The following is a 24,978-nucleotide window of genomic DNA, read 5'->3' as shown; positions in this document are numbered from 1 at the left end:
GGGCGGCCGCTATCCCCACTGCCGCAAAGGAGTTTTCATGACCGCGACCGAACTGCCGATCTTCCCCGCGGATCGCGACAGCCGCTGTCCGTTCGATCCGGCGCCCGGCTACCGGGACTGGCGCGAGACAGGTGGCCTGCGCAAGGTGAACTGGCAAGGCCACGAGGTGTGGGCGGTGAGCCGGTACGAGGACATCAAGCTCGCCATGACCGATCCGCAGGTCAGTGCGGAGGTCGCCGCGCAGCAGGGCAGCGGCGAACACCACGGCGACACCATGCCGAAGGTGTTTCCGAGGATGGACGACCCGGAGCACGCCGTGCTGCGGCGGATGCTGACCAAGGACTTCACGGTCAAGCGGGTCAACGCGCTGCGCCCGGAGATCGAGAAGATGGCGAACGAGTTCATCGACACGATGGTGGCGAGCGGCAGCCCGGCCGATCTGGTGCAGGCCTACGCGCTGCCCATCCCGTCGCTGGTGATCTCGCTGCTGCTCGGTGTGCCGTACTCCGATCACCAGTTCTTCCAGGAGATCACCGGTGTGCTGATGAGCCGGACCGCCACCGAGCAGGAGAAGCAGCAGGCCAATGGGAAGATCTTCGGATACCTGTACGAACTGGTGGCCCGCAAGCAAAGCGAGCCGGACGACGCGCTGATCAGCCGTCTCATCCGCGAGTACCTGCCGACCGGCGAGCTGACTCGCGAGACCATCGCGATGAACAGCTTCATCCTGCTGTCCGCGGGCCACGAGACGACCGCCAACATGATCGGCCTCGGTACCCTTGCCCTGCTGGAGAACCCGGGCACCCTGGCCCGTCTTCGCGACACCGACGACCCCAGGGTGATTTCGAACGCGGTCGAGGAACTGTTGCGGTACTTGACGATCGTGCACAGTCTCGTCGCCCGGGTGGCCAAAGAGGACATCGAGATCGGCGGCACCCTCGTCCGTGCGGGGGAAGGGCTGATCATGAACCTGCCCGCTGCCAACCGTGACCCGGCCTTCCTCGACGATCCCGACTCTCTCGACGTCGACCGCAACTCGCGCGGGCACATGGCTTTCGGCTACGGCGTCCATCAGTGTCTGGGGCAGACCCTGGCGCGTGCGGAACTGGAGATCGCGCTTCCCACGTTGCTGCGTCGTCTGCCGGGCCTGCGGCTCGCCGTGCCGATCGAGCAGATCCGGTTCCGCAACGACATGAGTATCTACGGCGTTCACGAGCTGCCCGTCACCTGGGGGCAGCCATGACAGAACTTCGATTCGACGGCCAGGTCGCCATCGTTACGGGCGCCGGCAACGGCCTCGGCCGCCACCATGCCTTGCTGCTGGCGTCCCGTGGGGCGCGGGTGGTGGTCAACGATCTCGGCGGCTCGGTCACTGGTGACGGCGCCGACGCCGGGCCGGCTGAGGCCGTTGCTCGTGAGATCCGTGACCAGGGCGGCGAAGCCGTGGCGGACACCCACAGCGTCGCCACCCGCGAAGGCGGCGAGGTGATCGTCCGCACCGCGCTGAAGACCTACGGGCAGATCGACATCCTCGTCAACAACGCCGGCATCGTCCGCGACGTCCCCTTGAGCGATATGACTCCCGATGACCTCGACCCGATGATCGACGTACACCTCAAGGGCGCGTTCTACGTCACCGTCCCGGCATGGCGCGTCATGCGAGAACAGGGCTACGGCCGCGTCGTCAACACCACCTCCTCCGCCGGCATCCTCGGCAGCACACACAAAAGCCACTACGGCGCGGCCAAGACCGGCCTGATCGGCTTCACCCGGGTCCTCGCCGTGGAAGGCGCCGCACACAACATCAGGGTCAACGCGATCGCCCCGATCGCGGCCACCCGGATGCTCGCGGTGACCATGGCCGAGGGCGACAATGGCCGGCGACTCGATCCCGCCGACCTGGCCATGATGCACGCCGTCACCAGTAAGCTCGACCCTGCGCTCGTCGCCCCCGTGGTCGCGTTCCTGGCTCACGAGGACTGCCCGGTCACCGGCGAGATCTACACCGCGGGCGCCGGGCAGGTCGCCAGGTTCTTCACCGGCAGAACCAAGGGCTACTACCGCCCCGACTTGTCTATCGAGGATGTTCGGGACCACCTCGCCGAAATCCGCGACGAAACCGGATACACCGTGCCGGAAGACTCCGGCGGGGAAATCGCCCAGCTCCTCCAGGCGATCGCAGCCAGCCCGAAACCCGCCTGACAGCGCGATCCGGTGAGCAGGCGCCGAAGCGGCCCACCAGAACACCGACTTTCTTCTCGCGAACTGGGCCTGAAGGTTCACCACACCCATGTTCAATCCTGAAGCCGTTCCGCAGTCGCTCGGACCGTACCTGCTGGTCGGGCTTTTCTGATCATCTTCTTCGAGTGCGTGCTGCTCGGCGTCATCCTGCCCGGCAACCCATTCCTGTTCCCATAGGTCTGTTCGCCGCGACCGGGGTCATCGACGCCGATCTGTGGCTGGTGTGCACGCTGATCACGGTCGCCGCGATCCTCGGCAACATCGGCGGCTACCGGATCGGCGCGAAAATAGGATCGGCACTGTTCAACGGACCGAGCTCCAAGCTGTTCGAGAGGGACCAGGCGTCGAAGAACGGCGTGGCCGGCCTGACGCTGCCAGCGGTGCGCGACCTCGCATCCCGGGGCGTTCGGGTGAGGACCATCGCGCCTGGCATCTTCGACACGCCCATGCTGGGCCTCGTGGAGGCCAGCGCGGACGTCCGCGCGGCAGCCGGCGCGAACGTGCCGTTCCTGAACTGTCTCGGTCGCCGGAACGAGTTCGCGCGTCTGTCATCGACATCATCGAAAATAGCTACCTCAACGGCGAGGTCTTTCACCTGGACGGCTCACTACGACTGGAGTCGTAATGAATGTCAATGTATTCCACCCCGATCTCCGTAGGCTCGCACGATGGCTTCCGCGCGGTGCGGTCAGTGCTCGACGACTTCGTCTGATGAGGACAGTTGACCGGCTTCGTGGACTGCGACGCGCCAAGGATGTCACCGTGGAGGCGGTCGGCCCGATCTCTGTCCGGATATACAAGCCGACATCAGGTGTGACCGCACCATCGCCCGCGCTGCTGTGGATCCACGGCGGCGGATACGTGATGGGCACGGCGGCCCTTGACGACTTCATATGCCGCCATTTCGTTCATGAGCTCGGCATCATCGTCGCTTCGGTCGACTATCGCCTCGCGCCGGAGTATCCGTTCCCGACACCGCTGCACGACTGCCATGACGCGCTCACCTGGCTCGCCGATCGACCGGATGTCGACGCGACACGTATCGTCATCGGCGGGGCGAGCGCGGGTGGGGGACTCGCCGCCGCATTGGCCCTGCTCGCCCGCGACCGTGCGGAAGTGCGGCCCGTCTTCCAGTTGTTGACCTATCCAATGCTCGACGACCGCACTGTCATGCGTATCGACATCGACGAAACCCACTTCCGCGGCTGGGATAACACGAGCAATCGCTTCGGCTGGCAGTCCTACTTGAGTACCGCCCCGGGATCAGCCGGCATCAGCGCGCTCGCCGCACCGGCTCGGCACGAGGATCTGTCCGGGCTACCACCGGCCTGGATGGGAACCGCATCACTGGATCTGTTCTACGAGGAAGACATCGCCTACGCCAACCGCCTGACAGCCACAGGCGTCCACTGTGAGCAACTCGTGGTCGACGGCGCCTTCCACGGCTTCGACCTCGTTTCCCGGAATGCCGGAATCTCCCAGGAATTCCGCGCCGCGCAGACAAAAGCGCTCGCGAATGCCCTGACCTGAACCGGCACGGCCACGGAGGACGACCGATGCCCAACACTGTCGCCGTACTCACAGCCGGGCCGGAATGGCCGGGCGCGCGTTGGTGGTGGCGACGCGGTCGGGCATGCGGCCGTTGACGGTGACCTTGGCGCCGGCCCGGCCGCGATGGGTCCAGCCTGGCCGGATCAGCCGGCGACCGCGAGTGCGGTCGCTGAGGCACGCCGCCCGCAGTCGGTCCAGCCTGGTCAGCGGCTATGGAACGGACCGTCCGGCTTGACCGCGTCTGCCACATCGGCGGTCGTCGTGGCCAGCCGGACCGAGGGGTATGCCTTGCGAGTGCTGGTTTTGCCGGAGATCAGTAGCGCGTCTTGGTCGTGCAGCTCCTCGTTGCGGTGCGTCGCGCCATGGGTAACTTGGGTGGCATGGGGGAATCGCCGTATCAGGATCTGGTCGATGCAGGCGGTCTGCGGGCCGTGATCGAGGTCGCCTGTCTTGGCTGCGAGATCACGGTGAGAGACGCTCCTGGCGCCTTCGGCGGTTACGTGGTCGAGGCGAGCAAGGGCGACCGCGCTGTGACAGTCTTCCCGCATCGGGACAAGCGTCTGTTCCGCGTTCGGCACAAGCTGCGGACGGCCTATCTGAGCTGGGTGGCCACGGCTGACCTGACTGGCGTCACCGGCTTGGCCGCGTCCTGGCTCGGCGGCGCAACCCCGCAGGAGCTGGCGGACGTGTGGCCGTTTGCCGACTTCGTCGATGTCGCCACGGCATATGAGAGCGGTGACCGGATTGAGTTCATGTGGCAGCAGTTCCGTGCGCACCCGAGGCACGACCTCGGTGAGTTCATCGACGCGGCGATGACGGAGCCGCAGCTGCGGCGGATGTACCCGTTCATGTCGATGTACTGGATGTCGTTCCGGCCGACTGCGGATGAGTACCGTGTGCCTGGCCCGTGGGTGCGGGCGGTCGGCGACGGTCGGTTCACGATCGTTGAGGATCGACGCGTTGAACCCGACATCACCTTCGATGCCGGCGAGGCGGTCCGGGTGTGTCTGACCGAGATGGACCGTCTCGGCGTGCCGTCGTCCGAGGAGCTCAGCGCTCGGGAGCGTTCGTCTCCGTCGGGGTTGCGTTGGCTGGACGGATCCAGCGGGTGACGCCGATCTCCTGCAGGAACCGGTCGTCGTGGCTGACGACGACAAACGCGCCCCCGGTAGGCGTTCAGCGCGCTGGTCAGCTGGTCGACGCTGGCCTGGCCGAGGTTGTTGGCGGGCTCGTCGGGCAGCTCTCAATCCGAGGATCGTTGCGAGCAGGCTTCACCCGAACTGACACGATTTCGTATTTCTTGAACCGCTGACTCGGCTCAAGATCACGATCCGTCCGGGAGTGACCGTCGCGACTTCATCTTGGCCATCGCCGACATCTGGCAAATGGGAGCGCTCGGACGGGCGTGATGAGCCTTCGCATGGTTTGCGGTGGAATCGACGCAAGACGGTCAGCTGTCCGTCGCCGCGCGGATCGCCTTGGCCTTCTTCTCGGTGAAGACGCCGCTGTCGAGGAGGGAGAGGACGCCGCCGCTCGAACCCCAGTTGCCCTCGTCGACGGCCCGGAAGTTGACCCACCAGGCCGGTGCCGCGGCGTCGGTCGGTGATCACCAGACCGTATCCGTTGGTCAGTGATTCGATGTCGTCCTTGCATGCCAGGGTTTGCAGTATGGCGACGTCGATCACGCCGCGGGTTTTCTTGCGTCCGCCGCCGAGTTGGCCTGCTTTGATTCCGAGTAGCGCGCTGATTTGCGTCCGTCATTGGTCGCGAGGGCCTTGCGGTCGACGAGTATGAGTGTCGAGGTCGCGTGCCCGGCGATCAGCGCGCAGGCGATGACCGTCTTGCCCGCACCGGGCGGAGCGACGAGTACGCCGAGGTCGTGACCGCGGAAGGCGTCTGCGGCGTCCTGCTGCGTGCGGGTCAGCGTAGCCGTGAACGTGAACTCCTGGGATGCGCCGGACGTCCGTTTGTCAAGTGTCTCGAGGCGGCTGCCGGCTTGCTCGACCAATGAGGCGACCGTGTCGGCTAGGCCGCGCGGCAGGGAATGCACGATCGGGGGTGGCGCGGCCTGGATCCTGGTCGATACAGCTTTGTCGATTCGGTCCACGCCGGCACCTACGGCGATCTTCCCGGCCCGGCGTGCGATCCGGGTGACTTCGGCTGGGCTCATCCGGCCGAGTGTGGACAGGAAAGCCCACTGATCATCGTACGGTTCCATTGTGGACAGATTGAAAAATACGGTTACGCCGTCCCGCCGGGCTTTGCCGTGCAGCGGCGCCGCGATCGGATTCCCCACGCCGCCTGACGGCAGCACATCCTGGGACGGAAACAGCGGTCGTAGCTGGCCAGGTCCATGTGGCCGCGGACGGCCATTGCCTCCCGCAGCAATGCGGTGCCGAGCCGGCGGGCGGCCTCAGCCGGCACGGGTGCCGCGAAGAACACCCATACGTGCGCGCCGACCCCCGACCGCGATACTTCCAATGCTGCGGGTGCCGACCATGTCCTCGCGGCCTTCAGGAAGGCCAGCGCATCGAGCATGGCGGCCTGTCCGTCGAAGTCGACAGCCAGCCAGCTGCACAGATCGCCATCCAGCAGCGGATACAACCCCACGTGCGACTCACCGGACAGGTGAGCCCGAAGAACCTCCCTGGTGAGTGGCAGGTAGTTCCGCTGTTCATGACGCGTGCCTTTACGCCACCCGCCACGCACTGCGGGCAGCCAACCGGCTTTGCCCGTGTGCGCGTTCTCCCACCGGACGGCGTAGATGTCCGTGCGAGCAGCGAACAGCGTCCCGAAGAAGTCCACCTTCACTTCGGGTGGTGACCGCCGGTCGATCGGGCCGGGTGGGGCGTCGAAGAAACCCGTCTGTGTTGGGCCGGGCGGGGTCGCCTGTTTTGGTGTCAACTCCAGCAGACGCAACAACCGTGCGTTCTCCGCCTGCAGGCGCACGGTCAGTGCGCGAAGGCCGGCCACTTCCTCGGCAAGTCCTGCCGCGTCCGCTGGCCGAAGATCGTTGTCCACATCTCACACCGTAGAATGCGCTGCAGACAAGCACGCGCTGGTTCCGCACACGATCTGCGGGATTTAGGATTTTTCCGTGCAGACGCGACGTCACCGGATGCGGAAGCAGCAGCGCCGTGAGTCGGCGCGAGCGTGGATTCAGTCGGGCGCGAACGTTACCGTGAAGGCCTATTGCAGGCGTTATGGCGTTGACAGGTATACGGCTTATGACGATCTGACCGCAGTCGGTTTTCCTCTTGGTCCATCGGCGGAGCAGTGGGCGCGCCGTCCGGCACCGGTTCCGTCAAGCGATACGGATGAGCCGGTTGAAGGCGGCGACGATATGTGGACTGTGCTGGACGGACGGAAGTTCTTTGTCGCGGGCTACACGTCGGGTGGTGTGCCGTACGGGGTGTTCGAGGACGAGATCGAGTGGTTGGGGGAGAAACCGGATCTGAGGTGACGTCGGCATGGCGAGTGGGGACTGTCGGTGCTGATGGCTATCTTGGCGGTGTGCATTCAGTTGTCTTGCATGACGTTGACGCTTCGAGTCTCAAGGCTGCGGTCGGCACTGCCTCCTACGCGAGGGGTGCCCGGTACGCGCAGCAGCATGCGGTAATCAAGATGCGCTGGGATTCGGCCGACTGTGCGCTCGATGGGACTGTGCACGGCAGCAGTGGCAACTTCTACGTGACGACAGCGTATTTCGCGCCTTTCGACGGGGCGAGCATGAAGTTCGAGCAGGGGCAATGCGACTGCCCTGTCGGATTCAACTGCAAGCACGTCGTGGCGCTGGTGTTGACGGCGATGGGTGCTGGGCAGACACGGACTGCACCGGATCCGCGTCCACGAACCCCGGCGTGGGAACAGTCGTTGGGGTCGCTGCTCGATTCCGGGCCGGGTGATCCGGTGAACCGGTCGGGTGAGGTGCCGCTGGCCATCGAGTTGACGTTGTCGGCTGGTGCGACTACGCCGAGGTTGGCGGCCCGCGTGGTTAGGCCGGGCCGGAACGGCTGGGCGAGTGGTGGGTTGAGCTGGACCAAACTGGCTACCTCCTACCACTTTCACGACTATCTCGCCTCGCATGTGCGATTGCTCCAAGAGATGTACGCGGTCTACAAGTCGAGGGACGGCCGCTCGGGTTATTACTCGTACAACGAGGAGAAGACGATCGACCTGGCCGCGTTCGGCAGTCGCCGGCTGTGGCCGATGCTGGACGAGGCCGAGGCGGCGGGCCTGATCCTGGTGCACGGCAAAAAGCGCCTGGGACGGGTGGAGAAATATCGGTCCGCGGAGTTCGTCCTCGACGCGACCCGTAGAGACAAGACCGGATCACTCGTTGTCGCCCCGTTGATCAAGGTCGACGGGACCCCCGTGGATGCCGTGCCGTTGCAGTTCATCGGCAAGGAAGAAGCGCATGGTGTCGTCTACATCAGCCGTGTGGAAGCCGAGGCGACCACCGTGCCCGGCGACTGGCACCTCAAGTTGGCCCGGATGGTCAAGTCCGTGCCGCAGCAACTGCGGAACATGGCGCTGGCGAAGCGGCACCTGGAGATCCCCGCCACTGGGCAATCGCGTTTTCGCGACGACTATTATCCGCGACTTCGGCAGATGGCCACGGTGATTTCGTCCGACGAGTCATTTGCGCCGCCCGTGATATCAGATCCCGTTCTGGTGCTGCGCGCGTCCTACGGCGATGGTCATGACCTCGAAGTCGACTGGGAATGGGCCTACCAGGTCGGCGATTCACGTTTCCGGGCACCGTTGTACTCGGTTCCGTCCCGCGCCGAATACCGCGATCTGGAGCAGGAGAAGGCCATTCTGGCCGGCCTTGACCTCCCGCTCGATCAGTTCGAGCCATTGCGAGCCGATACTGATCCGCAACCCGCTCTCGCCCCGCACGCCAAGTTCGGCGGCATCGACACCATGCGGTTCACCACCGAGGTGTTGCCGCTGGTCGCGGACCACCCAGGGGTCGCCGTGGAAGTCAGCGGCGAGTCGCTGGACTATCGCGAGGTGGGCGACTCGCTGCGGATCGGCGTGTCGACCGAGGAGATAGCGGGCGAAACTGACTGGTTCGACCTCGGCGTCACCATCACCGTCGAGGGTCGGCAGCTTGCGTTCATGGAGGTGTTCGTAGCGCTGAGCACGGGCCAATCGCACATGCTGCTCGCTGACGGCGCGTACTTCTCCTTGGAGAAACCGGAACTGCGGATGCTGCGCTCGTTGATCATGGAGGCGCGGGCGTTGCAGGACTCGCCGGACGGCCCGCTGCGGATCAGCCGGTTTCAGGTCGGGCTGTGGGACGAGCTGGCTGCGTTGGGAGTCGTCAACCGTCAGGCGCGGGCATGGCAGCGGCAGGTACAGCGACTGCGGTCGATCGACTCCATCGACGCGACGCAGGCACCCCAGGCGCTCATTGCGCGGCTGCGTCCGTATCAGTTGGCAGGGTTCCGCTGGCTGGCATTCCTGTGGGAGTTCCGGCTCGGCGGGATTCTCGCCGACGACATGGGCCTCGGCAAGACACTGCAGTCATTGGCGTTGATCTGCCATGCCAAGCAGGCCGATCCCAAGGTCTCGCCGTTCCTCGTCGTCGCACCGACAAGTGTCGTGTCGAACTGGGCGACCGAGTCCGGACGCTTCGCGCCGGAGCTGAACGTGGTGTCGATCTCTGACACGATGCGGCGCCGCGACCAGGCTTTCGACGAGATCGTCGCGGATGCCGACGTGGTGATCACGTCGTACACGCTGTTCCGGCTCGACTTCGACGCCTACTCCCGGCCGGAGTGGGCCGGACTGATTCTGGACGAAGCCCAGTTCGTGAAGAACCACCAGTCCAAGACCTACCAGTGCGCCCGCCGGCTGCCGGTGCCGTTCAAACTCGCGATCACCGGCACACCGATGGAGAACAACTTGATGGAGCTGTGGTCGCTGCTGTCGATCACAGCACCTGGCCTGTTCCCGAACCCCACCCGCTTCCAGAACGACTATGCCCGCCCGATCGAGAAGAAAGGCGACGCCGAGCTGCTCGCGCGGTTGCGACGGCGAGTTAAGCCGCTGGTCAGGCGTCGCACCAAGGAACAGGTAGCTGCGGACCTGCCCGCCAAGCAAGAGCAGGTCATCGAGGTGGAGCTGCATCCGCGGCACCGGAAGCTGTACCAGACCCATCTGCAACGAGAACGGCAGAAGGTTCTCGGGCTGGTGGACGACCTGAACCGCAACCGGTTCACGATCCTGCGCTCGCTGACCCTCCTGCGCCAGTTGAGCCTGCACGCCGGGCTCATCGACGAGAAGCACCGGAACCTTCCCTGCGCGAAGGTCGATGCCTTGTCCGAGCAGCTTTGTGACGTGGTTGACGGCGGGCACCGGGCGCTGGTCTTCAGTCAGTTCACCGGTTTCCTCGACGTGGTACGCGCCCGGCTGGACGCGGAGCACATCGAGTACTGCTATCTGGACGGTTCGACACGCAACCGGGCCACGGTGCTCAAGCGCTTCAAGGGTGGGACTGCTCCGGTGTTCCTGATCAGCCTCAAAGCCGGTGGGTTCGGCCTGAACTTGACGGAGGCGGACTACTGCTTCCTGCTCGACCCGTGGTGGAATCCCGCGACCGAGGCGCAGGCGGTGGACAGAACTCACCGTATCGGGCAGACCCGCAACGTCATGGTGTACCGCCTCATCGCCAAGGACACCATCGAGGAGAAGGTGATGGCACTGAAGGCGAAGAAGGCAGAGTTGTTTTCCAGTGTCATGGACGACGGAAATATTTTCGGCGCCAGCTTGGACGCCGACGATATTCGTGGACTGTTCGCCTGACGGATTCTTATGGCAGGTTCGCCAATTGCTGGGCACCGGTCTGCACGCCATACGGAACGTGGATGACGGGACTTTGGCTGGCAGTGTGGGAGGACCACCGGGAAACCGGAACCTTGTGGGTCACCGCCTTCGTCGTGACGGACATGGGGCTGGCGAAGCTGACCACCGACCACTCCCAGGGTTTCTCCCCCGAGTACTGGAAGCCGGACACGATGTCGGGCCGCCCAGTGATCTACTACACCCGCCAAAGTTCCCCGGAGTTCTGCGACGTCGCCATTGGCATCACCGACACGAGCTACGTCGGGATCGATGTGATCAAGTACAACGCCGAACCACCGCGGGAGCAGGGCTCATGCAAGGCGACAACAGCGGTCGCGGAGCAGGTGCTGGCCACGATCACCGGCGGGAAGTAGACGCCGCGCGGTTACAGTCACCGCGTGGACACGGGCATCGCCCGGCGGTGAGCTACAGAGACGTTGGTGCGTTTCTCACACTGCTATATGTGGAGAAAACCTGGAGAGTTCATGTGACCTGAATTGCGCTCAACTGCTCTCAATTATAGTGAATGGAACCTGGTTTTCCTGCGGATTTGCGAAGATGCTGGTCAGCGCTCTTACTTGAACTACGTTGGCAGTGTGGGGATCAGGGGTTCGAATCCCCTCAGCTCCACAACGTCTGTGAACAGCGGGTTTGCTGATCAAGCGTGTCAGCATGCGAACCCGCTGTGCACGTTGGGCCGATGAGGTTGGCTCATCCCGAATTACCGTCGCGCGCCACGGGGCATGAGTGCGTCACAGATAACGGCCAATTTTAAACTTGTCAATTGCGGTCCTCAGATGCGTGACCGCGTGCTGCCAGGCTGGGGCGATCATAACGGGTTGCCGCGAACCTGCCGCCGATGAGGCGCGGGGAACCGCACCATTCCGAACCAGTCAGATATGGACCATTGTGCTAGGTAGTCAGTCAATACTGCGGGCGGAGTCGACAAGTCGTGGTCCCAGCGCAGTCACTTCCGGGTTCTTATGCTGACACGTTAGGTCCACTCGTCTCGGGCGATCTGTGTTCGCGGAATGCGCGAACCGGGTCGCCTCGAATTATTTCTGGGCCGAGCCCTCATACCCCCACGGTTGCGGCCTTCTTCTGAACCAGCGCTGGGCGCGTTGCGCTTGGACCAGCGCGGCTGGTCGGGAGTTTGCGATCTTGCACCTCTTGTCGTGGTGCGTGGGAGGTCGGACCAGCTTGGATTCGCACGGTTGTCTTGTTTGGTCTGGATGTCGGGATTTTTAGGAACGGTCGTTCTTGACTGATCGTTCCTAAAAACGCTAGCGTGATCGTATGGGACGACGAAGGGCTTTCGATGTTGATGAGGCCGTGGAGGCGGCCGCGGATCTGTTTGCCCGTCGTGCCTATGACGGTGTCTCGATCGATGACCTGGTTACTCGGCTTGGGGTGCACCGCAACAGCCTCTATGGCGTTTTCGGCAGTAAACGTGGGCTGTACCTGGCGGCGTTGCGGCGTCATATCGAACGGGATGTTCGTCCGCAGTTGACTCGTATGGCTCAGGCGGAACATGCGCCCGCGTGGGACCTGTTGTTGGTCGCTGCGGTTGATCGGGCGTCCGAGGACCCCGAGGTTGCCGACTTGGTGTTGTCGGTCTTCGCCGAACTTGACGAAGTGACGTGTGACCCCCGCGTCACTGAGGCGCTGCTGGGGAAGTGGCTGCGCGGACGGCCGGGAATCGGGCACCGCCGGGCAAATGCGCCCGAAGGTGGTGGCCTCATCATCAATGACGCGCCGGAGACGGCGCCGCGCAAGGAGATGTGACATGGCGACGATCAGTGTGCAGGGCAAGGACCTTGTGGTGGTGATGGAGGGACTGGACAAGGTGTGGGCCTTGAAGAGCAAGTTGACCATCCCGCTGGCGCATGTGCGGGGCGCCACATTGGACCCGGGAATCCTCGGTGAGCCCAAGGGAATTCGGGCGCCAGGCACGCACCTGCCCGGGGTGATCACTGCGGGGACCTTCCGTCAGGACGGCGAAAAGGTCTTCTGGGCGGTGCGTGACGCGCTCAAGGCCGTGGTGATCGAGTTGGCCGACGAGAGTTATTCCCGGCTGGTGGTCGAAGTCGACGACCCGCGCGCGGTGGTGGCCATGGTCGAGCAGGCGGTGAGCCGATGATCGCCAACGTTGTGGTCGCGCTCGCGGCGGTGGTCTCCACGGCTGCAGGCGTTACGGCTGCGCTGCCGTCCTCCGCCGCGGCGGTCGGGCAGGGCGCCGGCGGTCACCACGGCTCTGCGGCCTGGTTGCCTGCACGCGACGAGCAGGTGTCCTTCGTTGTCGAAGGCACGACTACATACGGAACGCTGCACGTGCCGGCACGGCGCCGCGGTGAACGCCTGGCAGCGGCTCTTCTGCTGCCGGGTAGCGGACCCACGGACCGGGACGGCAACCAGCCCCCGGCGCTCACGCCGAACACCCTTCGTGATCTTGCCGGTGTGCTGGACCGCGATCGGGTTGTGACGCTTCGGTTCGACAAGTACGCAACCGGTCTTACGGGACTTGGGGCGTGGGCCGGACGTGTTCAGGAGATCGACTATCCGGCGTTCGTCCGGCAGGCCGAGGCAGCCGGCGACTACCTGCGACGCCGTGCTGAAGTGGCCTGGAGTCGAGTAGCGGTCGTCGGCCACAGCGAGGGGGCTATGACGGCATTGGTGCTCGCGGCGAACGCTCCCTTCTATCGGCGTGCCGCTGCCCTGGTCATGCTGCAGCCTCAGGCGATGCGGTTTCTGGACGTGCTGGCCATGCAGTTGCACGATCAGGTCAAGCAACTCGTCGCTGCCGGTGGCCTGTCCGAAAAGGAGGGTGACACCGTCGACCGGGCGATCGACGTCGCCGTTGCGGACCTGCGCGGCGGACGCCCGGTCGACACGAGCGCCATGCCAACGCCGTTCGCCACGTTCTTCCAGTCACTGGCAGGGCCGAACCGACGGTTCGTGACAAGTGACGACGCGGTCAATCCGCCGGATGTCGCACGCCGATTGCCACCGATGCCTGTGCTTCTGACGTGCGGCACGCTGGACACCCAGGTGCCGTGCCACACCGCTGATCAGCTCACATCAGTTGTGGGCCAACGCCACCGTGTGGTCCTCCCTGGTGTCGGTCACACCATGAAGACCGCCGACGGGACTTTGTCGCCGGAGCTGATTCGCCAGCTCAGCCTCTTGCGGTGGTAACGGAGACCGGCTGAGTCAGTTGAGATCGTCGCGGTGCTGCGGAGAGACCAAAATGGACATTGAAATGAGCGTGTGACAACGGATGTTCCGCTTGTCGGAGTTGGTTGCCTCATGGGAGGAGGCAAGTTTCTGTCACGGATCCAGAGGTTCTGGTGCAACCGGCTGTGTCGTAACGCGTCTTTGCTTGTGGAGATCAGGGATCACGAGGGGATGAACGTTATGCGTGTCAGGTCGTTGAAGGTGGTCACGGTGGGTCTCGCTGTCGCGGGGGGTGCGTTGTTGTCGGCGTGTTCCGGTCAGGACACGGCTGCTCCGACTGAGACGGTGAATGCCGCGCCGAAAAACCAAACCCAGCAGTTGCATGCCAATGGTGGAGCGAAAACCAAGTCCGACAAGGACGTCAACTGCAGTACGAAGGGTGGCAAGGTGGGACCGCAACATGTCGATCTCATCGCGGTCCAGACCGACGCGGGTGTTGTGGGGTGTACCGAGGCGTTCAACGTGATCACCGAGTATTTCGCCAAAGCTCCGCACGGCGAAGGGCCTGGTCGCCGGGTGCTTGACATCCAGGGTAGCTGGAGTTGCGCGAAGGCCCCCGAGCCGGAGGGTAGCAAAGGCGTTGTGTACTGCGGAGAGCAGGGACCCGACGGTCGCGCCATCGAGACCGCGCCGGCCAAGTAGGCCGCGTCGCCGACAAGGTCAACTGGAACGTGAGGCTCGCATGTGGACGATGGTGATACACCGCCGCCACCCCTTCCCGAACGATCGCCTCCAACTCGTCGGGGAAGAAGAATGCATCCGTACTACGATCGTTCGTCATAGCCCTGCTGGCACTTCTGGATCTCGTCTGCGTGGGCGGTCGTCCAGTCGTACAAGTGGCCGAAGGGCTCGCGCAGGGACTCGCCGAGCGAGGTCAGGGAGTACTCGACCCCGACCGGCGAGGTCGGCAGCACGCGCCGTTCGATCATCCCGTTGCGTTCCAGGCGGCGCAGTGTCTGGGTCAGCACCCGCTGCGTCACGCCTTCGAGGCGGCGCTTGATGTCGTTGAACCGGCGGGGCCTGTCGAGGACGGCCATGATCATCATCGACCACTTGTCGGCGATCTGGTCGAGGATCGGGCGGCTGGGGCAGTCGGCCCGGTAGACGATGCCGGTGTCCGTGCCGGGAGTGGCCATCTCGTATCCTCCACGATCCTTACGATGCCGAAAGTGCGTTCTTGACGCCGGTCGCCGGCCGGATCGGCCGCAACCGCGCTTTGGAGGCGGTGCTCGGCGCCGGCCTGTACGACTCGCAGACCGCCGAACGCTACGGCTGGGTCAACCGGGCAGTCCCCGCCGATGAACTCGACGACGTGGTCGACCGCCTGGCCCGCAACATCGCCGCACTGCCCGAAGGCGTGGTCGCCGCGACCAAACACGCCATCGTCCCGGACGATCTGGCCGAGGGCTACCGGCGAGAACACGACGCCTGGGCCGGTCAGATCGCCCGGCCCGCGGCCGAACGACTGATCCTAGGCGGACTGGCCCACGGCGCCCAGACCCGCGACGGCGAACGCGATCTGGAGAGCCTGCTCCGCAGGCTGGCCGGCTGATCAACGGGCCGTCCGGAGTCCGTGGAACATACCCGGTCCAATGGGGACGCCTTGGGTGGTGAAGACGAAACCTCTCCCCGCTGGGACCTTGCGCCGGCCGCCGGGGTTCATGGACACTTTCCCCCAGGTGTCACGCGATGCGGGGAATCGCTCACCGTCGGTTTCGTTAGACAGGTCGTGAAGCCGGCCTGATGCTGGCTTGATGCCCGGTTGATGCCACTGTTCCGCATGATTCCGCCTGTCTGTCCATTGGGGACTGGGGGAGGAATCATGGTGCGACTGCGTCGTGTGGTGGTAGGCGGTACAGTCGCCGCCCTGATGGGTTCGATGCTGACGCTGCTGGGGGGGGCAGCGGTCAGCTGGTGGCGCCGCGTCCGGCGCCGGTTTCGGAAGCGCCGGACGCGGACGCGGCGATGGTGGCCGCGAGGCTGCAGGGGACGCGGGTGGAAGTCGTCGACGAGCGGACCCCGACCCGGGCGGTGTACGCGAATCCTGGAGGCACGCTCACATCCGAGCTGACGGCCGTGCCGGTGCGAGTGCAGAAGGGCGGCAAGTGGGTCGGCGTCGACACCAGCCTCGGCAAGCAGCCCGATGGCATGGTCGCGCCCAAGGCCGCCGACGGCGACCTGACCCTGTCCCCGGGTGGGGACGGCGCGCTCGCGAGCCTGCGGCGCGACGGGAAGACGCTGGCGCTGTCCTGGCCCGGCACGCTGCCCGCGCCCGAGCTGTCCGGCTCGCAGGTCACCTACCGTGACGTCTTTCCGGGCGTGGACCTGGTGATGATCGCCGAGCGGGCCGGTTTCCGCCAGCACCTCGTGGTGCGCGACGCCGAGGCGGCACGCGCCCCCGAGCTCAAAGCGATCCGGCTGCCGGTCAAGGCCGATGGCATCACCCTGACCGCCGGGAAGGACGGCGCGCTGCGCGCCGTCGACGCCACCGGGGCCGAGGTGTTCGGCGCGCCGCCGTCGACCATGTGGGACTCCGCCGGGCGTACCGCGCCGATCGGGGTGTCCGTCGTGGACGGTGCGCTGCTGCTGACGCCGGACGCGAGCTTTCTCGCCGACCCGTCGGTGAAGTACCCGGTGACGGTGGACCCGACGCTCACCACGATCCAGAAGTGGGGCTGGGCGAACGTGTTGTCCGGCAACCCGAACACGTCGTACTGGTGGACCAGCGGCGACGGCAACGCGCAGGTCGGGCAGTGCCCGAAGGACTTGCCGGACACTTGGTGCAACGGGATCGGTAAGGGACAGGCCTACTTCCAGTACGACACCTCGGGCATGGGCGGCCGGACGCTGATCAGCGCGACGTTCACCTCGGTCGTCATCTCCAGCCCCGACTGTTCGGACCGGGAACAGGTCGTCTACCGCGCCAATGGCGGCATCTGGAACGGGATGACCTGGAACAACCAGCCGTGGGGCGGGTGGAACCGCACGAGGTCGGTGCCCGGTGTGCACAGTGGGACCTGTGGCACGGGCTGGAAGGAGGTCGGGTGGGACATCCCGGTCGACCTGATCGACACCGGCGGCCACACCCCGCTGTTCCTCAAGGCCAAGAACCCGGGTGACCAGTACGCGTGGCGCAAGTACGACCCGGCGCAGACGGTCCTGAAGATCCACTGGAACCGCACGCCGAACGTGCCCGGCGGGCTCACCACCGACCCCCCGCTGCCCGCGCTGCACCGGTCCTACCCGACGGCGACACCGGCGCAACTCCCGGTGGCCGATGCCGGGCACTGGAAGTTCGATGAGAACACCGGCACCACGGCGGCCGACAGCAGCGGCCGTGGCAACACCGCGACGCTGAACGCGGGCGCGACCTGGCATGCCGGGCGTGCCTCGACCACCGGCTGGTTCGACGGCAAGACCGGTGCCGCGGAGACGTCCGGCCCGGTCGTCGACACGGCGGAGAGCTTCTCGGTCTCGGCGTGGGTCTACAACCTCGACAACACCCGCTACACCACGGTGTTCGGCCAGGACGGGGACCAGCTCAGCTCGTTCTACGTCCAGTACGACCCGACCGCCAAGAAGTGGGCGGCCGTGGTCCCGGTCGGCGGCGAGATGAAGTACGTGCTGTCCACCGAAGCCGGGTACATCGACGGTTGGGTGCACCTCGCGCTCGTCTACAACCAGCCGCTGGGTCAGGTGAAGCTCTACGTCAACGGCGGGCTCTCCGGGGTGATGACCGGAATCACCGTGCCTGCCGCGAACGGGAAGTTCGCCATCGGCCGATGCCGCTGGAACGGCACCAACCAGTGCTTCTTCAAGGGCGGCGTCGACGATGTCCGGGCATACGACGGTCAGGCGCTGTCGGACGCCCAGGTCCAGAAGGTGCACGACGACGTCCCGGCCGCGGCACGCGGGACCTGGCGCTTCGACGACGGCACGCTGAAGGACACGTCGTGGATCAACAACCCGGCCACGCTGACCGGCACCGCGAGTTACCCGGCGGGTCGGTCCGGCGAGTCGTTGCTGCTCGACGGCGCGTCTGCGGTCACCACGGGGAACATCGGAGCCGTCATGCGGGACAGCTTCACCGTTGCCGCGTGGGCGAAGCTGCACCGCGGCGACAAGGTGGCGACGGTGCTCGGCCAGGACGGCGCGCGGCACAGCGGGCTGGTGCTGCAATACCGCCCGGAGGTCGGCCGGTGGATCTTCGGCGCCGCGACCTCTGACGACGCCGACGCGGACAACCGTCCGCTGGTGTACGCGAACTCCCTTGTGGCGCCGACGCTCAACGAGTGGACACACCTGACCGGCGTCTACGACTACCCGGCACGGCAGCTTCGGTTGTACGTCAACGGGGAACTCGTCGGCACCAAGGACAACGTGCTGCTGTGGACCGCGTGGGGTGGTTTCACCATCGGCCGGGCCAAGGAGAAAGGCGTACCGGCCGGGTTCTTCACCGGCGCGATCGACGAGGTGTACACCGACGAGGGCGTCGTACCCGACGCGGAGATCCGCGCCCGCGCAGGGTGGGCGCCGCCCGCGGGCGGTCAGCTCGGCCGGTTCGTGGCCCCCGGCGACCACCGGACTGTCGCGGCGACCACCGGGATGTGGGACCGGTTCAGCTCGATCCCAGCGGGGTACCGGTTCGAGACCCCGCTGGGCATGCTGCTGCCCGCGGGTATCGCCGGGACGCACCCGATGTTCAGCTGCCTGCGCAACGACATCGACACGTTCACCTCGATCGACCCGGGGTGTGAGGGTGCGACGAAGCTGGGCGAGCTGGGAGCGAGCTACATCGACCAGCCTGCCGGGGTCACGACGATGCCGCTCTACCGGTGTGTGTTCAACGGCCAGCTGTTCGACTCGAACTCCACGACATGCGAGGGCCAGACGGTGGACGGCCTGCTCGGGTACCTCCCGGCGTACGCGCCGCTGGTCCGGTACCTGCTGCCGCGGGCGGGCGAGCACTCGGCGGACGCGGGCGGACCACCGCCGGGCTACCGGTTCGAGGGCACGCTCGGCTTGGTGGCGCGCACGAACGAACCGGGGACGACGAAGCTGCAGTCCTGTGTGGACGGCTCGGAACGATTCGTGTCGACCGATGCGGCCTGCGGCGGCAAGACCGTCGAGACCACGGTCGGCTACGTCTGGACTCAGCCGCCCGCCGGACGACCGAACGCCCAGCTGTTCCAGTGCGCGCAGACGAACGGGGACCTGTTCGTGTCGAAGGATTCCGCCTGCGAGGGCCAGACTGTCCGCGGCTCGCTGGGCTACGTGCTCACCAGCTGAAAACCATGGGGAGAGTTGTGCGTAGAAAAACCAGACGTGGCTTGACCTTAGTGGTGGCCACGCAACTTATGGGGTGCATGCTCCTGGCCGTCGCCGCACCCGCGGCGTGGGCCGGGGAACCGTCGACGAAGCTCGACAGCGTCTCGTCCGTGCCGGTGTCCAGCCCGGCCTGGTGGAGCATCGAGTCCGATCAGGCATCGGCGCACGCGCTGTCGGGCAACCAGCCGGCCAAGCCCGCGCAGGAGGGCGCGGGCACGGCGACAGCGACGTCGCTCTCGCCGTCGGCCAGTTGGGCGGTGTCGCCGCACACCGGCGACTTCACCTGGTCGTACCCGTTGCGGGTGCCACCGGCGGCGGGCGGGCTGGCACCGAGCCTTGCGCTGTCGTACCGGTCGTCCGCAGTGGACGGTCGCACGACGGTGACCAATAACCAGCCGTCGTGGATCGGCGACGGCTGGGCGTTGTCCTCGGGGTTCGTCGAGCGGACATACGGGGGGTGTTCGACGGACACCGAGGGCGACGTGAAGCCGCCACAGGTGGGGGACTTGTGCTGGCGCAGTGACAACGCCACGGCGTCCTACGGCAGCGCGGGCGGGATGCTGATCCGGGACGACGCGACCGGGAAGTGGCGGCCGCGCAGCGACGACGGGTCGCGCATCGAGCGGTCGACGGGCGCGGGCAACGGCGACAACGACGGTGAGTCCTGGAAGATCACGACCGTCGACGGGACCCAGTACTTCTTCGGGTCGGACGCGGGGTCGACCTGGACAGTGCCGGTCTTCGGCGACGACTCCGGCGAGCCGTGCCACGGCGGTTCGTTCGACGCGTCGTCGTGCACGCAGGCGTACCGGTGGAACCTGAGCCGCGTGGTGGACCGCAACGGCAACGAAATGCGGTTCTACTACACGACCGAGACGAACTCCTACGGCTTCAACGGCAAGAACAACCCGGTCTCCTACGCCCGTGGCGGGTATCTGGACCACATCGACTACGGCCTTCGCGACGGTGTCACGCAGCCGTCCGGGCGGGTCGTGTTCACGACGGTCGACCGGTGCGTGCCGGGCAGTGACTGCCGGCCGGAGAAGCGGGACAACTGGCCGGATGTGCCGTGGGAGGCCAAGTGCGACACGGCCACCTGCGCGGACAGCCACTCGCCGTCGTTCTGGACCATCAAACGGCTCGCGTCGGTCACGACGAAGGTGTGGCGTGGCACGGAGTTCGGCGACGTCGACAAGTGGGAGCTGGACCAGCAGTACCCCGATCCCGGTGACGGCGAGAAGGCCGCGTTGTGGCTCAAGGGGATCAAGCACACCGGCGTGGCAGGCGGGACGGCGGAGATGCCGTCGGTGACCTTCCAGGGCACGCCGATGTACAACCGGGTGGAGATGCCGCAGGACGGTGCTTCGCCGTTGATGCGTTACCGCGTCACGGGGATCGTGTCCGAGACCGGTGGGATCACGTCGATCAGGTACGAGTCCGAGTGCAAGCCGGGCAACATGCCCGCCAACGCCGAAAGCAACACCAAGCGGTGTTTCCCGGTGCGGTGGGCCAAGAAGAACTTCGCCGAGCGGACCGACTACTTCCACAAGTATGTGGTCACGTCGGTGACGCGAAGCGACCGGCTGACCGTGGCCGGCGTGCCGACGTCGACCTTCCCCGAGGAGGTCACCCGGTACGAGTACCTCGACGGCGCGGCCTGGCACTGGGACACCTCGGAGTTCACCAAGGACGACAAGCGGACGTGGAACGAGTTCCGCGGCTTCGGCCGGGTGCGGGTGCGCAACGGCACGGCGGACGATCCGGCGGGCCCGATGACCATGTCCGAGCAGCGGTTCTACCGCGGCATGGACGGCGACCACCTGCCTGTGGGGGCGCGGCAGGTGTCGGTGTCCGACTCCGAGGGCGGCGCGCGGACCGACTCGGACTGGCTGGCGGGCTTCGGTTTCGAGAACGCGACGTTCGACCGGGAGGGACCCTCGGACCAGCCGGATCCGGCGCGGGTGAACAAGACGATCACCGAGCCTTCGGTGCAGGGGCCGACGGCGACGCGAGGTGCGTTCAAGGCGTACCTGGTGGGCACCGGAGTCTCGACGGGATACACCGCGGTGGGATCCGGCTGGCGCAAGACGCGGACCGAGACCACTTACGACGACCTAGGCCTGCTCACCAAGGTGAACGACCTCGGCGACCCCGGCACGGCCGCCGACGACCGATGCGCGCACACCGAGTACGCGCGCAACACGGACGCCTGGCTGATGAACCTGGCCGGACACGTGTGGGTGGACTCCGTCCACTGTGGAGCCGCAGCGGAGTATCCACGGGATGCGTTGTCGGACAACAAGACGACCTACGACGCACGCGGCAACGTGGTGAAGACCGAGATCGCGAAGGAACGTCCGGCGGCAGGCCCGGTGTATCTCACGGCCGGGACTTCGGTCTACGACGCGCACGGGCGGGTCAAGTCGAGTGCGGATGCCCTCGGGCGCACCACGAAGACGGCGTACACACCGGAGGTCGGCGGCCCGGTCACCAAGACCGTGGTCACCAGCCCCGGCACCGACGCCGTGCCCGCCGGACTGGTGACGACCACGACGTTCGATCCGGCGTGGGGACTGCCCACTCAGTCCAGTGATCCCAACTCGCGGAAGACGGAGACGCAGTACGACGCGCTCGGCCGGGTGACCGCGGTGTGGACGCCGACCTGGACCAAGGCCGACCACCCGGACGTGCCGAACGTCCGGACCACTTACCTCGTGCGTGGTGACCAGCCGACGGTGATCACAACGACGAGGATCGGCCCGACCGGCGCCGAGGTTGCGGGGAACACCGTCTACGACGGGCTGCTTCGACCGCGGCAGGTGCAGGCGCCGGCCATCGGTGGCGGACGGTTGATCACCGACACGCGCTACGACTCTCAGGGGCGCGAGTGGAAGACCACTCAGCCGTACTACAACGACAAGGCGGTGGACACCGGACTGTGGATCGCGTCCGATGCGGACATCCCGGGACACACCCGGACGCACTATGACGGAGCGGGGCGCGCCGACGCGGCGATCCTGTTCGCAGGGGCGTTCGAGAAGCGGCGGAGCACCACGGCGTACTTCGGTGACCACGTGGACGTCACGCCGCCCGCCGGCGGAACTCCGACTTCGACGTACACCGACGTGCGGGGGCAGACCGTCGAGTTGCGGCAGCACCACGACGGTGGCTTCGACGCGACGAAGTACACCTTCGACAAGGCGGGACGCGCTGAGACGATGACCGATCCCTCGGGAGCGGTCTGGCGGTTCGGGTACGACTTCCTCGGTCGCCAGGTCAGCAGCGACGACCCGGACAGCGGCCTGCTCACCAAAACCTACGACGATGCCGGGCAGGTCCTCACCTCGCGGGACGCGCGGGGTGCGGTGCTGGCCTACTCCTACGACGCACTCGGGCGCAAGACCGCGAAGTACGCCGGTGCTGTCGGCGGGACGAAGCTGTCGGAGTGGACATACGACACGGTGACGAAGGGCAAGGGGCAGCCCGCCTCGTCGACCGCATTCGTGGACGGGAAGGCCTATACCGGGAAGGTGCTCAGCTACGACCCGGCGTACCGGCCCACCGGAACCTCGTTGATCATCCCGGCTGCGGAGGGACTGCTTGCGGGAACGTACAACTCCTACATGGGCTACAACCCGGACGGGAGTCTGTCCAGTCAGTCCTACCCGGCGGCTGGTGAGCTGCCTGACGAATCCGTGAGCTTCGGCTACAACGAGCTCGGGCCGCTCACGACGAGCTGGGGCGGCTACGACGGCACGACTGTCGAACTGGTGTCGGCGACCGACTTCACCCGCTACGGCGAGCTGGCGCGGTTGACGCTGGGGGCCGGCACGAAGAGGGTCTGGCTGTCGCAGTACTACGACCAGAACGACCGGCGGCTCACAAGGTCCATTGTGGACGCTGAGGCCCCGTCGCCGATGCAGTCCGACGTGCGGTACAGCTACGATCCCGCGGGAAACATCACGTCCATCGCGGACACGTTCAACGGCGACGTCCAGTGCTTCCGCACCGACGGTCTGCGACGGGTCACCGAGGCGTGGACACCCGCGTCGGCGTGTGACGCGAATCCGTCAGTGGCAGGTCTGCGCGGCCCGGCGCCGTACTGGCAGTCGTTCACCTACGACAAGGCGGGCAACCGGGCTACCGAGACACAACATGCCGCCACGGGCGACGTCGTCCGGACCTACACCGGTCAGGTCCCTGGGCACGCTCACGCGCTGGGTTCTGTCAGCGCACCGAACGGTGTCACCTCGTACGCCTACACCGCCGCCGGGCAACTCGCGTCGCGGACTTCGGGTGGCGTCGCGGAGACGTTCACCTGGAACGAGGCAGGCAAGCTCGCGTCGGTGGCGAAGGGTTCCCAGACCACATCGTTCGTCTACGACTCGTCTGGCGGCAGGCTGATCCGTCGTGACCCGACCGGGACGACGCTGTACCTGGGCAACCAGGAGCTGCGCCTCCCAGCGGCCGGTGGCAACCCGACGGTCACGCGCTACTACGCCCACGGCGGCCGGACGATCGCCATGCGTCAGGCCCGTGGCCCGTTGACATGGCTGGCATCCGACCACCAGAGCACGGCGCAGACGGCGGTGGATTCCGGCACCTTGGCGGTCACCAAGCGGCGGCAGCTGCCGTTCGGCGGTCCGCGTGGCGGGGCTTCGGCATTCCCGGGCGAACGTGGGTTCGTCGGCGGTACCCAGGACGCGAGCACCGGACTGACCCACTTGGGAGCGCGGGAGTACGACCCGGACACCGGCCGGTTCATCTCGGTGGACCCGGTGCTGGACTCGGGGGATTCACAGCAGATGAACGGGTACACCTACAGCGGCAACAGCCCGATCACCAAGAGCGACCCCTCCGGTCTGCTCGCGATCGGACTCGACGACATGGGCTGTCCCCTTCAGACCGGCTGCGGCGGTGGAAAGAACAACACCCCGCCTGCCCAGCAACCGAACGGGACATTCCCGCAGCCGGGGACGGTGCCGGCCTTCGAGAAGCAGATTCCGGCGGGGGCCAGTCCCGAGCGCAAGATCGCCTGGATCAACCGATACCGCGCCGAGCAGCGAGTGGCGCAGGACTGCTCCGGTCCCGGCTCCGCCTTCCTCGGCGAGAAAACTCTGACCCAGATCGGGTGGTGCAATGACGCTCGAGCTGAATACACAAAGGCGAGCACGGACTATGACAACCTGGTTCGCAAGGAGAACAAGAAGTCTTTGCTCGCCATGATGAAAGCCCTTGACCGCGAGGTGGACGAGCGCCTGAAGCGGGGTCAGTTGCCCTTCCGCGGGGACCATGGCGGGATCACGCTGTCGGTCTGCGGTGGTGTCGAGGCCTACATGGGTGCCGGTGTGTCCGGGGAGTTCTGCCTGGCCAGGGACCAGAAAGGCTATGGCTGGTCAGCGTCGGGGAAGATAGGAATGTCACCGAAGGTCAGCGTCGGCCGGGAGTTGTCGGTCAAGGTCAGCGAGGGAACCATCGACGACCTGGGCGGCCGGGGACGGTGGGTCGCCGCCGGTCCGTTCGAGGTCGGTGAGAGTTCGGACGGGAAACTGTCCATTTCGGCTACCGTAGCTGACAAGGGCGTGGACATCGGCAAGCCGCCGCTGGGGGACCTCGACCCGGCTGCGGGAACGGAATGGGCAGTATCCGCGTACTTCGTCGATCACAAGCCTTTCAACGGTCTGCACAGTCTCACCAGTCTCCACATCATGCTGACTGCGGGAAGGTGATGAGGAGTTCCGGCATCCGCTGACTCCACATGCGCGCTGTGAC

At 66.0% G+C, this 24,978-nt stretch carries 18 protein-coding genes and 2 pseudogenes; 16 read left to right on the top strand and 4 right to left on the bottom strand.

Annotated elements, in window-relative coordinates:
• Positions 1-37: 37 nt before the first annotated feature.
• The 5 genes from JOF56_RS03905 (at position 38) to JOF56_RS03885 (ending at position 4,904) form a co-directional block, all read left to right on the top strand.
• Positions 38-1,243, top strand: coding sequence for a cytochrome P450 (locus JOF56_RS03905; protein WP_209634489.1), 1,206 nt, complete (start codon positions 38-40; stop codon positions 1,241-1,243).
• Positions 1,240-2,202 carry an SDR family NAD(P)-dependent oxidoreductase gene (locus JOF56_RS03900; RefSeq protein ID WP_209634486.1) on the top strand — a complete coding sequence of 321 codons (963 nt, stop codon included), beginning with the start codon at positions 1,240-1,242 and terminating at the stop codon, positions 2,200-2,202. The genes JOF56_RS03905 and JOF56_RS03900 overlap by 4 nt, the downstream gene beginning before the upstream one ends.
• Before the next feature lie 164 nt (positions 2,203-2,366).
• A complete protein-coding gene (locus JOF56_RS59965) occupies positions 2,367-2,900 on the top strand; it encodes an SDR family NAD(P)-dependent oxidoreductase (protein ID WP_307854910.1) in 534 nt (177 codons plus the stop codon).
• Positions 2,901-2,952: 52 nt separating this feature from the next.
• Complete coding sequence (locus JOF56_RS03890) at positions 2,953-3,771, top strand: alpha/beta hydrolase (protein ID WP_209634483.1); 819 nt, start codon at positions 2,953-2,955, stop codon at positions 3,769-3,771.
• A 401-nt stretch (positions 3,772-4,172) separates the two neighbouring features.
• Positions 4,173-4,904: a DUF6193 family natural product biosynthesis protein gene (locus JOF56_RS03885; protein ID WP_209634480.1), complete on the top strand. Its 732-nt coding sequence runs from the start codon at positions 4,173-4,175 to the stop codon at positions 4,902-4,904.
• Here the strand turns inward: JOF56_RS03885 and JOF56_RS61100 are convergent.
• A pseudogene (locus tag JOF56_RS61100) lies at positions 4,843-5,032 on the bottom strand (ABC transporter ATP-binding protein); the annotation flags it as partial. The gene JOF56_RS03885 and the pseudogene JOF56_RS61100 sit on opposite strands and share 62 nt — an antisense overlap.
• A 190-nt stretch (positions 5,033-5,222) precedes the next feature.
• On the opposite strand from JOF56_RS61100, the gene JOF56_RS03880 reads away from it, so the two are divergent.
• Positions 5,223-5,426: a hypothetical protein gene (locus tag JOF56_RS03880; protein ID WP_209634477.1), complete on the top strand. Its 204-nt coding sequence runs from the start codon at positions 5,223-5,225 to the stop codon at positions 5,424-5,426.
• Between the two features lie 47 nt (positions 5,427-5,473).
• On the opposite strand, the gene JOF56_RS03875 is transcribed toward JOF56_RS03880, so the two are convergent.
• Together JOF56_RS03875 and JOF56_RS03870 are read right to left on the bottom strand one after the other, a co-directional pair.
• Positions 5,474-5,962, bottom strand: coding sequence for a DEAD/DEAH box helicase family protein (locus tag JOF56_RS03875; RefSeq protein ID WP_372448362.1), 489 nt, complete (start codon positions 5,960-5,962; stop codon positions 5,474-5,476).
• A 36-nt stretch (positions 5,963-5,998) separates the two neighbouring features.
• Positions 5,999-6,597 (bottom strand): annotated as a pseudogene (locus JOF56_RS03870) (TOTE conflict system archaeo-eukaryotic primase domain-containing protein); the annotation flags it as partial.
• 313 nt (positions 6,598-6,910) lie between these two features.
• Here JOF56_RS03870 and JOF56_RS03865 point away from each other — a divergent pair.
• From JOF56_RS03865 to JOF56_RS03835, 7 genes are all read left to right on the top strand, one after another.
• Positions 6,911-7,255, top strand: coding sequence for a hypothetical protein (locus tag JOF56_RS03865; protein ID WP_209634469.1), 345 nt, complete (start codon positions 6,911-6,913; stop codon positions 7,253-7,255).
• Between the two features lie 50 nt (positions 7,256-7,305).
• Positions 7,306-10,605: a DEAD/DEAH box helicase gene (locus JOF56_RS03860; protein WP_307854909.1), complete on the top strand. Its 3,300-nt coding sequence runs from the start codon at positions 7,306-7,308 to the stop codon at positions 10,603-10,605.
• Between the two features lie 62 nt (positions 10,606-10,667).
• Positions 10,668-11,018 (top strand): DUF3558 family protein, encoded by a 351-nt coding sequence (locus tag JOF56_RS03855; protein ID WP_209634466.1) that lies wholly within the window; start codon positions 10,668-10,670, stop codon positions 11,016-11,018.
• A gap of 958 nt (positions 11,019-11,976) precedes the next feature.
• Complete coding sequence (locus JOF56_RS03850; protein WP_307854908.1) at positions 11,977-12,429, top strand: TetR/AcrR family transcriptional regulator; 453 nt, start codon at positions 11,977-11,979, stop codon at positions 12,427-12,429.
• Position 12,430: 1 nt separating this feature from the next.
• Positions 12,431-12,784: a hypothetical protein gene (locus tag JOF56_RS03845; RefSeq protein WP_209634460.1), complete on the top strand. Its 354-nt coding sequence runs from the start codon at positions 12,431-12,433 to the stop codon at positions 12,782-12,784.
• The gene (locus JOF56_RS03840; protein WP_209634457.1) at positions 12,781-13,839 is read left to right on the top strand and encodes an alpha/beta hydrolase family protein; all 1,059 of its coding nucleotides are present in this window, start codon (positions 12,781-12,783) and stop codon (positions 13,837-13,839) included. The genes JOF56_RS03845 and JOF56_RS03840 overlap by 4 nt, the downstream gene beginning before the upstream one ends.
• A 249-nt stretch (positions 13,840-14,088) precedes the next feature.
• Positions 14,089-14,520: a hypothetical protein gene (locus tag JOF56_RS03835; protein ID WP_209634455.1), complete on the top strand. Its 432-nt coding sequence runs from the start codon at positions 14,089-14,091 to the stop codon at positions 14,518-14,520.
• A 122-nt stretch (positions 14,521-14,642) separates the two neighbouring features.
• Here JOF56_RS03835 and JOF56_RS03830 read toward each other — a convergent pair whose 3' ends face one another.
• Positions 14,643-15,014 (bottom strand): winged helix-turn-helix transcriptional regulator, encoded by a 372-nt coding sequence (locus JOF56_RS03830; protein WP_209634452.1) that lies wholly within the window; start codon positions 15,012-15,014, stop codon positions 14,643-14,645.
• Between the two features lie 41 nt (positions 15,015-15,055).
• On the opposite strand from JOF56_RS03830, the gene JOF56_RS03825 reads away from it, so the two are divergent.
• The 3 genes from JOF56_RS03825 (at position 15,056) to JOF56_RS03815 (ending at position 24,935) form a co-directional block, all read left to right on the top strand.
• Positions 15,056-15,430: an enoyl-CoA hydratase/isomerase family protein gene (locus JOF56_RS03825; RefSeq protein WP_245378134.1), complete on the top strand. Its 375-nt coding sequence runs from the start codon at positions 15,056-15,058 to the stop codon at positions 15,428-15,430.
• Positions 15,431-15,792: 362 nt separating this feature from the next.
• A complete protein-coding gene (locus tag JOF56_RS03820) occupies positions 15,793-19,167 on the top strand; it encodes a LamG-like jellyroll fold domain-containing protein (protein ID WP_209634449.1) in 3,375 nt (1,124 codons plus the stop codon).
• 53 nt (positions 19,168-19,220) lie between these two features.
• The gene (locus JOF56_RS03815; protein WP_307854907.1) at positions 19,221-24,935 is read left to right on the top strand and encodes an RHS repeat-associated core domain-containing protein; all 5,715 of its coding nucleotides are present in this window, start codon (positions 19,221-19,223) and stop codon (positions 24,933-24,935) included.
• Positions 24,936-24,978 lie beyond the last annotated feature (43 nt).

This window comes from Kibdelosporangium banguiense (genome assembly GCF_017876405.1).
Classification (GTDB): Bacteria; Actinomycetota; Actinomycetes; order Mycobacteriales; family Pseudonocardiaceae; genus Kibdelosporangium; species Kibdelosporangium banguiense.
This window is presented reverse-complemented; position numbering and strand designations above follow the sequence as displayed.

What these genes read in the sequence shown, in the direction of transcription:
- JOF56_RS03840 (WP_209634457.1), top strand. Translation starts at nt 12,781, where the DNA reads ATGATCGCCAACGTTGTGGTCGCGCTCGCGGCGGTGGTCTCCACGGCT.
- JOF56_RS03855 (WP_209634466.1), top strand. Translation starts at nt 10,668, where the DNA reads ATGACGGGACTTTGGCTGGCAGTGTGGGAGGACCACCGGGAAACCGGA.
- JOF56_RS03830 (WP_209634452.1), bottom strand. Translation starts at nt 15,014, where the DNA reads ATGGCCACTCCCGGCACGGACACCGGCATCGTCTACCGGGCCGACTGC.
- JOF56_RS03885 (WP_209634480.1), top strand. Translation starts at nt 4,173, where the DNA reads ATGGGGGAATCGCCGTATCAGGATCTGGTCGATGCAGGCGGTCTGCGG.
- JOF56_RS03875 (WP_372448362.1), bottom strand. Translation starts at nt 5,962, where the DNA reads ATGAGCCCAGCCGAAGTCACCCGGATCGCACGCCGGGCCGGGAAGATC.
- JOF56_RS03845 (WP_209634460.1), top strand. Translation starts at nt 12,431, where the DNA reads ATGGCGACGATCAGTGTGCAGGGCAAGGACCTTGTGGTGGTGATGGAG.
- JOF56_RS03865 (WP_209634469.1), top strand. Translation starts at nt 6,911, where the DNA reads ATGCGGAAGCAGCAGCGCCGTGAGTCGGCGCGAGCGTGGATTCAGTCG.
- JOF56_RS03900 (WP_209634486.1), top strand. Translation starts at nt 1,240, where the DNA reads ATGACAGAACTTCGATTCGACGGCCAGGTCGCCATCGTTACGGGCGCC.
- JOF56_RS03905 (WP_209634489.1), top strand. Translation starts at nt 38, where the DNA reads ATGACCGCGACCGAACTGCCGATCTTCCCCGCGGATCGCGACAGCCGC.
- JOF56_RS03890 (WP_209634483.1), top strand. Translation starts at nt 2,953, where the DNA reads ATGAGGACAGTTGACCGGCTTCGTGGACTGCGACGCGCCAAGGATGTC.